The sequence below is a fragment of the [Acidovorax] ebreus TPSY genome (assembly GCF_000022305.1).
In the GTDB taxonomy this organism is placed as follows: Bacteria; Pseudomonadota; Gammaproteobacteria; order Burkholderiales; family Burkholderiaceae_C; genus Diaphorobacter; species Diaphorobacter nitroreducens.
This window is the reverse complement of the sequence record NC_011992.1, coordinates 2,690,365-2,701,185: the sequence shown is the minus strand read 5'-3', so window position 1 is coordinate 2,701,185 and position 10,821 is coordinate 2,690,365. Positions and strand designations below refer to the sequence as shown.

The following is a 10,821-nucleotide window of genomic DNA, read 5'->3' as shown; positions in this document are numbered from 1 at the left end:
TGGTGTTTTGAGCTTATGTGTCAAGCGTCATGTGCTATTTATTTTGCAGCTATCAGTCCTTGAGCCTGTGGCGCACATAGGTTTGCTGCAGGACGACCCGCGTGCTGTCCTTGCGGCCCTGGGCCATGGCGGTGACGCGGTAGATCACGTTGGGCTGGACGTTGACGGCCAGGTAGTTGGCATTGCCGCCCGCGATGAGGCTGGCATTGGCCGCGTCGGGGGTGTAGGGCAGCACCTCGATCCAGTACCAGCCGCCTTGTCCGGCGGCGGTGTTGCGCAGGATGGGATTGGCGGGCGCGTCGTCGTCACCCACTTTGGCGCCGGTGTAGGTGCCGTAGCGCGTGCCAACGGCTTGCATGGCGGCCAGCCCCGTATTGGCGTCGCTTTCGTTCCAGAAGTCCTGATTGCCGGTGCGCTTGAGGCACAGGCCGTTCTTGCAGCGGGGGCCGGTGCTGACGGTTTCCAGGTCGGCGAGCAGGTTGGCGACGTCCTTCGCTTCCACAGGCATCGTGGCGACGCTGCCCTGGCGGCAGACGGGGGCCGTCCCGGTGCACATGCCGCCATCTGCGCGCTCGCCGCGGATGTCCAGCTCGGCGTCTTGCAGCAGGGCCTGGGCGGCTTCGGTGGCGCGCTGGTAGTCGGCATCGTTGCCCACCACCATTTCGTTGAACAGCGAGGTGCGTGATGCCCATAGCGCCAGCAACATGGAGAGCATGACGAAGACGAGGACGACGAACAGGGCGATGCCGCCCTGGCGGTGGGTGCCGCGTGGATGGCGTGGGTGGCGTGAAGAAGGGGGCATGCGTTGCGGCATGGTGTTGTTCCCGTCGATGGTTAGAGCACGGCGCCGGTCTGGCCCTGGCCGCGCAACTGGAAGACGTTGCGGAAAGTGAGGTGCATGCGCCGCGCGCGGGCGCCCGTGAGGGTGTCGTAGGCGACCGGGCCGGCGCAGCCCGTGTAGGTGCTGCCCGCTGGCAGGTCAATGGCTTCGTTGCCGAACAGCTCCAGGCAGACTTCGACGGCTTGCACCTTGGCCCAGCCGTTGGCAACGGCTTCGACGGTGGCATTGGAGGCGGCGTAGTTAATCTGGGGGATGCCGGGAGTGGTTGTGATGTCTTGCATCAGATAGCGCACCTGGAAGGCGGCGACGTTACGCACGATGGGCTGGTTGTCGTTAACTATGCCGCTGCCGCATCGAAGTTCACCGTTTGCCAGGAAGAAGTTGCTGCGCGTGGCGGCCCCGCTTGGTTGCTGGCCCAGGCAGTTGGCGGTTTGCGAACCTGTGGGGGGGGATCCGGTGCCGGTCGTGAGAACTTCTGTTGTGTCGTTGGCAAAGCCGACGACGGGGCCGCCATTCAGGAACCCGATGGTGTCGGTGGCGGGGGCCCAGCCGGGGTCGCCCGAGATGCCTGCGGCAGGGTCGGCCCTGGCTTCCAATGCTACCGGCAGCAGGTGGTCGAAGGCATTGCTGGCGGCGGCAGCTTGGGCAGCTGCGGGGATGAGGTCGAGCTTGAGCGAGCCCGCCTGGCGCATTTGTTGGCCGATCACGCGCATGGCGTAGGTGCCCTGCTGCTGGATTTCACTGGCGTCGCTGACCGTGCCGCTGATGCCGCGCGAGACCATGAGCGCACCCATGGCAACGGCCACGGTGAGCAGGCCGATGACGACGCCGACCATCAGCTCAAGGAGGGTTACGCCACGCTGGCGTTGCGGGCGGCGAGGGGCGAGGTGGGTGAGGTGTGTCATACCGGGGGGCCTTGCGGATGGGGCGGGTGCGCGTGAATCAGGCGCCTGCACAGAAGTGCCAGGTTTGGCCGGCCCAGAAATCGGGAGCGCAGCGGGCGCTGATAGGGATGTATTGCAGGTGGCAGGTGAAGCCCGCCGTGCCGCAGCCGTTGTCCAGTGCGGTTTTTCCCGTGCCGCTAATGAAGGTGCCATCGGTTTTCTTGGCCTGGGCGGCGTCGATATTGTCTCTATGAATTTTTTTGTCATCGGCATCGGCAATATCGCGCTCGTTCTCGCGCCAGCGGAGCATCACGCCGAGCTGCCGCTGGTTGCCCGCGTCGCCATCCTCACCTTGGGTGAGAAAGACCACGCCGTCGCCCGCGGGCAGGCTGCTGCGCACCAGCGTGCGCCAGGCCCACAGGTCATAGGCGGCGAGCTGGTCGGGCGTGCATTGGCCTGTGGCGCAGTTGGTGCCAGGTGCCGTCAGTGCGGAGGCCCAGGTGTCGCCCACGTAGCTTTGTGTGCCCCCGGCCGTGGGGTTGACGGCGTTGAGGGCGTTGGGGTGCACTTTCAGCCGTTCGCTCAGGTCTTCGATAAGGCGGATGGCCTGCGCGCGGCGCACGGTGGTTTGTGTGTCGCTCAGGGTGCGCATCTGCACGCCCACAACGCCCAGGATGCCCAGGGCAGCGACGACGATGGCGACAAGCGATTCGATGAGGGTAATGCCGCGCTGGCGAGCTTTTTGGGGCATGGGTTTCAGTTGTTGCGGCATGGAATGTCCTCGGGGGGAATGACTCGGATGCGTCCGCCAGAGCTCATGCAGACGCCGCGCGCGGCGGGGTGGTTCGTGGACTGGTCTTTGGGGACGATGCTGAAGCCCAGCCAGGTGCCGCTGACCAGTCCCCAGCGGTTGATCTTGATGCTGGTGCCGCCGCCGGTGCGGGTGACTTCTACGTTGGCAGGGGTGTCGTAGCGCTGCAGCACGGGTTCACTGGCGTTGCATGTGCCGTTGCCGTTGGTGTCCGCGCAGACGTACCAGCCGCAGCCCCAGTCCCTGGTGCCGCTGGCGGTGGTGCAGCCGTTGGTGCCATTGGCCAGTTTCTGGATGGCGATACTGCCGCCACGCTTGATCGCCTCGGAGCGAGCGTAGTACAGCGTGGACTTGAGCGATTCGGTGGTTTGCATAATGCGCCAGCGCTCAGCGACAGCAGCGAAGCTGGGCGCCGCCAGTGCGGCAAGAACGCCCAGGATGGCAACGGTGACCATGAGCTCGATGGCCGTGAACCCCCTAACGGTTACTCGGCGGGTGGGCAAGGCAGTTGTGGCTGTGGCGCGCATGGTGAGGCGGGGGTCAGGGGGGGCAGGCAGCCCCCTGCTTTGTTTGCACGATGCGTCCGCCACCCGCGATGCATAGCCGGATGGCGCTGCTGTCGGTAGTGCTTTTGCCGGCAGGGTGGAGCAGGACATCCATGGTTGTTGATGCGCCCCCAACGGTTTCAGAAAGCATGCCCCAGCGGTCAACGAAAAGCGTGGTGCTGCCATTGCTCTGGGTGATGCTGAGGCTTGTGGGCGCCGGGCTAACTTGCAGGTCGGTGGTGGCTCCGGCTTGGGTGTGGGTGATCTTCCAACCCTGGTCCCAGCCTCCGGGGGCATCGATTGCAATCCCACCGCCGCGCTTGATGGCTTCCGAGCGTGCCATGTAGACAGTGGACTGCAGTTCCTCGGCCGCCTGCCGCACGCGCCAGCGCTCGATGATGGAGTTAAAGCTGGGCGCGGCCAGCGCAGCCAGGACGGCCAGCACGGCCACCGTCACCATCAGTTCAATGACGGTGAAGCCACGCACGCTGGTGCGGCGGCCCGGATGCGCAGGTGTGAGGCAGGAAACACGCGAGGGTTGCATGCGGCCCATGCTAGGGTGGGGCTGGCCGGTTGCCGCCCCATGCGTGGATGAACGGGGGGCGAATGCGGACAGACGGCAGGGAATGTTGTATCTAGCGCACCAAACCCGTAACGAAATGAAGGCTGACGCCGGCCCGGCTTTGCAGGCGCTGGCCGGTTCGCACCCGTCTGTTGCCCGGCTGGGTGCCATGGCTGCGGTAGGCTCGCCCCATGTGGTTTGGACAATTTGACAACTTGGGCTGGCTGGGCGTTGCCGCGCTGGCCTGCGTGCCTGCGCTGGCGCTGGCCGTTGATGCCCTGTGGGGCGAGCCGCCCGCGCCCCTGCACCCGGTGGTATGGATGGGGTGTGGGCTGGGCTGGTGCGGCGAGCGTCTTGCGCCGCTGTCGCCTCGGGCGCAGGATTTCAAGTCTTTTTGGCTTGGAGCGCTTATGTGGTGTGCGCTGGCAGCTATTGTTCTGATAGTTGCCCTGGGCCTGGAGCGGTTGGCGTTGCAATTGCCCGCACCGCTGGCGGCGCTGGTGCTGGTGCTGCTGCTCAAGCCGCTGCTGGCGTGGCGCATGCTGAAGGGCGAGGTGCTGGCGGTGGAGGTGGCCCTGTCGCAGTCGCTGCCCGCCGGGCGCGAGCGGCTGGCGCGGCTGGTCAGCCGCGATGTGGAGCGGCTGGACGCCGCGCAGGTGCGCGAATCGGCCATCGAGTCGCTGGCCGAGAACCTCAGCGACTCCGTGGTCGCGCCCATCTTCTGGTTCGTGCTGCTGGGCCTGCCGGGCGCGGCGCTCTACCGGTTTGCGAACACGGCCGATGCGATGTGGGGTTACCCCGGTATGCGCGACGGGCGCTACTGGCAGTGGGCGGGCAAGTGGGCCGCCCGTGTGGACGACGTGCTCTCGTGGCTGCCCGCGCGCCTCACCGCGCTGCTGCTGGCGCAGGTGGCGCGCGGCCTGCCGCTGCGCACCTTGGCGCACGAGGCGCGCAAGACGCCCTCGCCCAACAGCGGCTGGCCCATGGCGGCCATGGCGCTGGCGCTGGGCGTGCGGTTGGCCAAGCCCAACGTGTATGTGCTGCATCCGCGCGGTCGCCAGGCCGGGCCGCTGGACACACGGCGCGCGGCCTCCCTCGGGTCGCAGGCGGTGCTGCTGCTGGTGCCCGTGGCGGCGCTGGCGCTGGCCGCGGTGCTGTCGTGCCGGGCCGTGGGGTGACGGGCAGCGCCGTGACGCAGGCGGTGCACGGCGGCCCGGATGCGCTGGGCGTGCCGTTGCACGACTTTTCCACCAACGCCAACGCCTGCGGCCCCTGTCCGCAGGCTCTGGCGGCGCTGCAGCAGGCCGACCACCGCCACTATCCCGACCCGGCCTACACCGCATTGAGCGCGCGACTGGCGGCGTTTCATGGCGTGGCGGTTGAGCGCGTGGTGCTTGCGGCCAGCGCCAGCGAATTCATTCACCGCATCAGTGCCCATGCTGCGCGCGCCGGCCTGCGCCATGCCGTGCTGCCCGCGCATGGCTATGGCGACTACGCGCGCGCGGCCGATGCATGGGGGCTGGCGCGGGTGAGAGCGACAGGGCAGCCCGCGCTGCACTGGGCCTGCGAGCCTGCCAGCCCGCTGGGCACGGCGGACGAGGCACTCGTGCAATGGGCGCGGGCCAACGCGCCATGCACCGGCCTGCGCGTGCTGGACTGCGCCTATGCCCCGCTGCGGCTGGACGGCCGCGCCACGGCGATGCCCGAAGGCGTGTGGCAGCTCTGGTCGCCCAACAAGGGCCTGGGTTTGACGGGCGTGCGCGCCGCTTATGCCATTGCGCCCGACGCGGCGCGGGCCGCCGCCGTGCGGGCGCTGGCGCCGTCCTGGCCGCTGGGGGCGGACGGCGTGGCGCTGCTGGGGGCCTGGGTGCAGGCGGACACGCAGGCGTGGCTGACGCAGTCGCTGGCCACGCTGCGCGACTGGAAGGCCGCGCAGCTGCGGCTGTGCGCGGGTATGGGCTGGCGGGTGCTGCCGGGCAGCCTGGCCAACTTCTTCACAGTGCAGCCGCCGCCAGGCGACCTGCCCGCCGCACTACGGGCGCTGCGCGCGCGGGGCATCAAGCTGCGTGATTGCACATCGTTCGGGCTGCCGGGCCATGTGCGCCTGGGCGTGCTGGCGCCGGCGTCGCAGCAGGCGCTGCGGGCCGCCTGGGCGGGCCTGGGCGCCGGCTACCATTCGGCATGAGTTTTGAATCCATCCCACCCCTGCGTACCGTCACGGTGGAGCGTTACGTCACGCCGCTGCGCGAGGGCGGTTCGCTGCCGGCCGTGGTCGAGGCCGATGACCTGGGCATGTACGTGCTCAAGTTCCGCGGCGCGGGCCAGGGCGTGCGCGCCCTCATGGCCGAGATCATCGCCGGCGGCATTGCGCGCGCCCTGGGCCTGCCCATGCCCGAGGTGGTGCTCGCGCAGCTCGACCCGGCGCTGGCGCAGACCGAGCCCGATCCCGAGATCCAGGACCTGATCCGCGCCAGCGCGGGCGTCAACGTGGGGCTGGACTACCTCTCGGGCGCAGTGAACTTCGACCCGTCGGCCGACGTGGTGACGGACGACTTCGCCTCGCGCCTGGTGTGGTTCGACGCCCTCATCGGCAACGTGGACCGCACCGCGCGTAACACCAACCTGCTCATGTGGCACCGCCAGCCCTGGCTCATCGACCATGGCGCGAGCCTGACCTTCCACCACGCCTGGAACGGCGCGGTGGCCGATCCCGGCAAACCCTTCGCGCCCATCGCCGAGCATGTGCTGCTGCCGCGCGCCACGCGGCTCGCGCAGGCGGACGCCGCGCTGGCGCCACGCCTCACGCCGGACGTGCTGCAGGCCATACTGGCGGGCGTGCCCGACGGGTTTCTCGCGCAGGCCGCGGCGGACCGCGAAGGCGACCCGCTGGCCGACCCGGCCGCGCACCGCGCGGCCTACCTGCACTATTTTCAGGCCCGCCTGGCCGACCGGGGCCGCTGGCTGCAAGGAGCGATCGATGCGCGCGGCTGAGGTTTACGACTACGCCATCGTGCGCGTGGTGCCGCGCGTGGAGCGCGAGGAATTCATCAACGCGGGCGCCATCGTCTCGTGCCAGCGCACGGGCTTTCTGCAGGCCGCCATCGAGCTGGACGAGGCGCGCCTGCGGGCGCTGGACCCGCACGCCGATGTGGAGACCGTGCGCCGCCACCTGCGCGCCATCGTGGCCATCTGCGCGGGCCTGCCCGAGGGCGGGCCGATCGCGCAACTGCCGTACCGTGCGCGATTCCACTGGCTCACCGCGCGGCGCAGCAGCATCATCCAGACCTCGCCCGTACACACGGGCCTGTGCGCGGATACCGGCTCGGCGCTCAATCGCATCATGGACCGCATGGTGCGCCCGCTGGCCACGCCACGGAGCCCCGCATGAGCGCGCGCTGCATCATGGTGCTGGGCACCACCAGCGGTGCCGGCAAGAGCTGGCTGGCCACGGCGCTGTGCCGCCACTACAGCAACCAGGGCCTGAAGGTGGCGCCCTTCAAGGCGCAGAACATGAGCAACAACGCGCGCGTGGTGGCGGCCCCGGGCGGCGAGGGCAGTGAAGCAGGCGGCTTCGGCGCCTGGGGAGAGATCGGCAGCGCCCAGTACTTCCAGGCCCTGGCCGCGCGCGCCGTGCCCGACGTGCGCATGAACCCGCTGCTGCTCAAGCCCGAGGCCGACACGCACAGCCAGGTGGTGCTGCTGGGGCAGGTGAGCGATGCGCTGTCGCAAATGCCCTGGCGCGGCCGCAGCGAAAAGGTGTGGCCGCAGATCGCGGCGGCCCTGGATGCGCTGCGCGCCGAGAACGACGTGGTGGTGATCGAGGGCGCGGGCTCGCCGGCCGAGATCAACCTGCACGCCAGCGACATCGTCAACATGCGCGTGGCGCGCCACGCCCAGGCGCGCTGCCTGCTGGTGACCGACATCGACCGCGGCGGTGCCTTCGCCCATCTGTACGGCACCTGGGCGCTGCTGCCGGCAGACGAGCGCGCGCTGATCGCCGGCTTCGTGCTCAACAAGTTCCGCGGCGACGAGGCGCTGCTGGCGCCCGCGCCGCAGATGCTGCAGGACAAGACCGGCGTGCCCGTGGTCGCCACCATCCCCATGCAGTGGGACCACGGCCTGCCCGAGGAGGACGGCGTGTTTGATGACCGTGCGCGCGCCAGCGGTGCCGTGCACACGCGCATCGCCGTGGTGGCCTACCCGCGCATCAGCAACCTGGACGAATTCCAGCCGCTCAAGAACGTGCCCGGCGTGCGCCTGTCCTGGGCGCGCAGCCCGGCCGACGTTCATGGTGCCGACTGGATCATCCTGCCCGGCAGCAAGGCCACGGCGGCTGACCTGGCCTGGCTGCGCGCACAGGGGTTGGACGCGGCGATTGCTGCGCATGCGGCACGCGGTGGCCGTGTGCTGGGAGTCTGCGGTGGGCTACAGATGCTCGGCGAGGCGTTGATCGACACCGTGGGGGTGGACGGCAATGGCCCCGGCCTGGGCCTGCTGCCGTTGGTGACGAGCTTCGAGGCCACCAAAACCGTGCGGCCCACGCGCCAGTGCTTCGGCGCCGTACAAGGCGCCTGGCGGCATCTCGCCGGCGTGGCTGTGCAAGGCTACGAAATCCACCACGGCCAGACTGCTCAGCACCCGGCCATGGCAGCCAGCGGCGATGTGGCGCGCGAACTCATTCCCGGGTTGGCGTGGCAGAACCCCGGGGGCAATGTGCTGGGCCTGTACCTGCACGGCCTGTTCGAGGACGCAGCCGTGCTGCGGGCACTGTTCGGTGCCGACGCTCCGACGCTGGATGCGGTGTTTGAGGGGCTGGCCGCCGGCATCGCACGGCACTTCGAGCCTGGGGTGTTGGATGCCCTCGCTGTGCAGTAAAGGACGATAACTGCGGTTGTTATCATCCCCGTCCTCAGGTGCCCGCTGCCGCAAGGCAAAGGGAGAATCGGGAAGGCGGTTGGAGTCCGCCGCGTGCCCAACGCTGTAAGGAAGATGACCCCCGCTCAATGCCACTGGCCGCCAAGGCCGGGAAGGCGCGGCGGGTCAGATGAATCCAAGCCAGAAGACCGGCCTGAACGTTCATCGCGCTGCAAGGCCAGGCAGCGTGCGACCTATTCACGCACAGGGGACTGCCATGAATACCGCGCAGGCGCAAGCCACGCAAAGCGTTCACGCCTTTACGCAAGAGGCCCGCGACGCCATTTACCACACCATCTTTTCACGCCGTGATGTGCGCGGGCAGTTTCTGCCCACTCCGGTACCAGACGAGGTGCTCAGCCGCATCCTGACCGCGGCGCACTATGCGCCTTCCGTAGGCTTCATGCAGCCATGGAACTTCCTGGTGGTGCGATCGCAGGACACCAAGCGCCGGGTGCATGGTGCCTTCGCCAAGGCCCATGCCGAAGCGGCCGGTATGTTCGAGGGCGACAAGCGCGCGGTGTACCAGCGTCTCAAGCTCGAGGGCATTCTGGAGTCGCCCATCGGCCTCTGCATCACGTGCGACCGCGAGCGCACCGGTCCGGTGGTGGTAGGGCGTACCCACATGAAAACCATGGACCTGTACAGCAGCGTCTGTGCCGTGCAAAACCTGTGGCTCGCCGCGCGCGCCGAGGGGCTTGGGGTGGGATGGGTGAGCATCTTTCACCAGGCCGACCTGCAGCAGGCGCTGGGTATTCCCAGGGGCATCACCCCCATCGCCTACCTGTGTGTCGGCTACGTCAGCCACTTCCACGCCAAGCCCGAACTGGAAACCGCTGGCTGGCTTCCGCGCCTGCCCGTGGAAGACCTGGTGTACTTCGAGCAATGGGGGCAGCGCGACGACCAGCAGCCCCTCATCGCGCATCTGCGGTGCGACCAGGCTGCGGCGCAGTGCAGTCGCCAAACCGCACCGGCATAAGCCAGCCACAAGGCATGGGGCCCGCCCCGCAATACGGCCACTTCTGGATGTGCGCCCCGTGAGTCGGGGTTGCGCTGGACCTTTTTTGACAATCGAAACACGCCATGATCATTGACCTGCCTTTCGTTGCTGACCTCACCGATCTGCCGCTGACGCAGGCCCTGCAGCACAAGCTGGACAACAAGACCAAACCACTGGGTGCGTTGGGGCGCCTGGAGCAACTCGCCCTCCGTCTGGGCCAGATCCAAGGTACCGAATCACCCATGCTGCAGGCGCCGCAGATGCTGGTGTGCGTGGGCGACCATGGCCTGACGGCCAAAGGCGTATCGGCCTACCCGAGCGACGTGACCTGGCAGATGGTCGAGAACTTTCTGGCAGGCGGCGCAGCCGTGAGCGTGCTGGCGCGGCAGCACGGCCTTCAGCTCACCGTGGCCGACTGCGGCGTGGCGCGCGAAGTACCCGCGCGCGACGCCGTTCCCGGTGCGCCCCGCCTGGTGCACTGCCGCGTGGCGGCGGGCACGCAGGACGCGAGCGTCGGCCCTGCGATGACCGAGGCGCAGTGCGCCCAGGCGCTGCGCAACGGCATGGATATCGTGCGCGCCATGCCCGGCAACGCGCTGCTGCTGGGCGAGATGGGCATCGGCAACACGTCCGTGGCGTCCCTGCTGTTGGCGCGTCTGGCGGGCGTGCCGCTGGCCGAGTGCACGGGTGCTGGTACGGGACTGGATGCGGCAGGCATCGCGCGCAAGCAGGCCGTGCTGGAGCAGGCGCTGGCGGCCAACGCCGGCGCTACGCAGCCCTTGGAGGCCCTGGCAGCCCTGGGTGGTTTTGAAGTCGCCACGCTCACCGGCGCCGCGCTGCAGGCCGCCGCCGAGCGTCGTGTGATCGTGGTCGACGGCTTCATCACCTGCGCGGCTGTGCTGGTGGCCGTGCGCCTGGCGCCTGCCGTGCTGCAGCGCTGTGTGTTTGCCCATCGCTCCGGCGAACGGGGCCATGGCCACATGCTGCAGGCTTTGCAGGCGCAGCCGCTGCTGGACCTGGGGCTGCGCTTGGGAGAAGGCTCAGGTGCCGCTCTGGCTTGGCCGTTGCTGGAGTCGGCATGCCGCGTGCTGCGCGAGATGGCGAGTTTTCAAGCGGCCGGGGTGGACGGAGCGATGCGCTAAGTGTCTTGCCGGCACTTGCCATCTTCAGGATGGGCGCATGAGGAATTCGAAGGGGCTGTGCAACCAGAAGCTGTCCTATCACGCACCGGGTAAATAGTTAAATACTATCGATCGAATTTGCC

At 68.5% G+C, this 10,821-nt stretch carries 12 protein-coding genes and 1 riboswitch; of the genes, 7 read left to right on the top strand and 5 right to left on the bottom strand.

The features are described from left to right. Positions 1–52: 52 nt before the first annotated feature. Genes DTPSY_RS12725 through DTPSY_RS12705 form a run of 5 tightly spaced genes read right to left on the bottom strand, consistent with a single transcriptional unit; the run spans position 53 to position 3,625 of the window. The gene (locus DTPSY_RS12725) at positions 53–814 is read right to left on the bottom strand and encodes a pilus assembly PilX family protein (protein WP_015913906.1); all 762 of its coding nucleotides are present in this window, start codon (positions 812–814) and stop codon (positions 53–55) included. 20 nt (positions 815–834) lie between these two features. After that, the gene (locus DTPSY_RS12720; RefSeq protein WP_015913905.1) at positions 835–1,746 is read right to left on the bottom strand and encodes a PilW family protein; all 912 of its coding nucleotides are present in this window, start codon (positions 1,744–1,746) and stop codon (positions 835–837) included. Positions 1,747–1,783: 37 nt separating this feature from the next. Continuing rightward, positions 1,784–2,497, bottom strand: a complete 714-nt coding sequence (gene pilV / locus DTPSY_RS12715) for a type IV pilus modification protein PilV (protein ID WP_015913904.1) — start codon at positions 2,495–2,497, stop codon at positions 1,784–1,786. Beyond that, positions 2,482–3,063, bottom strand: a complete 582-nt coding sequence (locus DTPSY_RS12710) for a GspH/FimT family pseudopilin (RefSeq protein ID WP_015913903.1) — start codon at positions 3,061–3,063, stop codon at positions 2,482–2,484. Before DTPSY_RS12710 ends, pilV begins: the two co-directional genes overlap by 16 nt. Positions 3,064–3,076: 13 nt before the next feature. After that, positions 3,077–3,625 carry a GspH/FimT family pseudopilin gene (locus DTPSY_RS12705; protein ID WP_148215376.1) on the bottom strand — a complete coding sequence of 183 codons (549 nt, stop codon included), beginning with the start codon at positions 3,623–3,625 and terminating at the stop codon, positions 3,077–3,079. A 209-nt stretch (positions 3,626–3,834) separates the two neighbouring features. Here DTPSY_RS12705 and cbiB point away from each other — a divergent pair, with 209 nt between their 5' ends. The 7 genes from cbiB to cobT all read left to right on the top strand — a co-directional run bounded on the left by cbiB (position 3,835) and on the right by cobT (position 10,699). Beyond that, the gene (gene cbiB, locus DTPSY_RS12700; RefSeq protein WP_015913901.1) at positions 3,835–4,821 is read left to right on the top strand and encodes an adenosylcobinamide-phosphate synthase CbiB; all 987 of its coding nucleotides are present in this window, start codon (positions 3,835–3,837) and stop codon (positions 4,819–4,821) included. Then, complete coding sequence (locus tag DTPSY_RS12695; protein ID WP_238526534.1) at positions 4,803–5,828, top strand: aminotransferase class I/II-fold pyridoxal phosphate-dependent enzyme; 1,026 nt, start codon at positions 4,803–4,805, stop codon at positions 5,826–5,828. The genes cbiB and DTPSY_RS12695 overlap by 19 nt, the downstream gene beginning before the upstream one ends. A gap of 20 nt (positions 5,829–5,848) precedes the next feature. Beyond that, positions 5,849–6,634: a HipA family kinase gene (locus DTPSY_RS12690; RefSeq protein ID WP_041839058.1), complete on the top strand. Its 786-nt coding sequence runs from the start codon at positions 5,849–5,851 to the stop codon at positions 6,632–6,634. Next, on the top strand, positions 6,621–7,031 hold the full coding sequence (locus DTPSY_RS12685) for a DUF3037 domain-containing protein (RefSeq protein WP_015913898.1): 411 nt from the start codon (positions 6,621–6,623) through the stop codon (positions 7,029–7,031). The genes DTPSY_RS12690 and DTPSY_RS12685 overlap by 14 nt, the downstream gene beginning before the upstream one ends. Then, entirely contained in the window at positions 7,028–8,518 is a 1,491-nt protein-coding gene (locus tag DTPSY_RS12680; RefSeq protein ID WP_015913897.1) for a cobyric acid synthase, read from the top strand. The genes DTPSY_RS12685 and DTPSY_RS12680 overlap by 4 nt, the downstream gene beginning before the upstream one ends. 19 nt (positions 8,519–8,537) lie before the next feature. Continuing rightward, positions 8,538–8,729: riboswitch (cobalamin riboswitch) on the top strand. Between the two features lie 45 nt (positions 8,730–8,774). Beyond that, positions 8,775–9,536 (top strand): 5,6-dimethylbenzimidazole synthase, encoded by a 762-nt coding sequence (bluB, locus tag DTPSY_RS12675; protein ID WP_015913896.1) that lies wholly within the window; start codon positions 8,775–8,777, stop codon positions 9,534–9,536. Between the two features lie 104 nt (positions 9,537–9,640). Next, on the top strand, positions 9,641–10,699 hold the full coding sequence (gene cobT, locus DTPSY_RS12670) for a nicotinate-nucleotide--dimethylbenzimidazole phosphoribosyltransferase (RefSeq protein ID WP_015913895.1): 1,059 nt from the start codon (positions 9,641–9,643) through the stop codon (positions 10,697–10,699). Positions 10,700–10,821: the final 122 nt, after the last annotated feature.

Bases quoted from the DNA above. Each gene is read 5' to 3' on its own strand.
- cbiB (WP_015913901.1), top strand. From the start codon at position 3,835: ATGTGGTTTGGACAATTTGACAACTTGGGCTGGCTGGGCGTTGCCGCG.
- pilV (WP_015913904.1), bottom strand. From the start codon at position 2,497: ATGCCGCAACAACTGAAACCCATGCCCCAAAAAGCTCGCCAGCGCGGC.
- DTPSY_RS12710 (WP_015913903.1), bottom strand. From the start codon at position 3,063: ATGCGCGCCACAGCCACAACTGCCTTGCCCACCCGCCGAGTAACCGTT.
- DTPSY_RS12680 (WP_015913897.1), top strand. From the start codon at position 7,028: ATGAGCGCGCGCTGCATCATGGTGCTGGGCACCACCAGCGGTGCCGGC.
- DTPSY_RS12685 (WP_015913898.1), top strand. From the start codon at position 6,621: ATGCGCGCGGCTGAGGTTTACGACTACGCCATCGTGCGCGTGGTGCCG.
- cobT (WP_015913895.1), top strand. From the start codon at position 9,641: ATGATCATTGACCTGCCTTTCGTTGCTGACCTCACCGATCTGCCGCTG.
- DTPSY_RS12725 (WP_015913906.1), bottom strand. From the start codon at position 814: ATGCCGCAACGCATGCCCCCTTCTTCACGCCACCCACGCCATCCACGC.
- bluB (WP_015913896.1), top strand. From the start codon at position 8,775: ATGAATACCGCGCAGGCGCAAGCCACGCAAAGCGTTCACGCCTTTACG.
- DTPSY_RS12705 (WP_148215376.1), bottom strand. From the start codon at position 3,625: ATGCAACCCTCGCGTGTTTCCTGCCTCACACCTGCGCATCCGGGCCGC.
- DTPSY_RS12720 (WP_015913905.1), bottom strand. From the start codon at position 1,746: ATGACACACCTCACCCACCTCGCCCCTCGCCGCCCGCAACGCCAGCGT.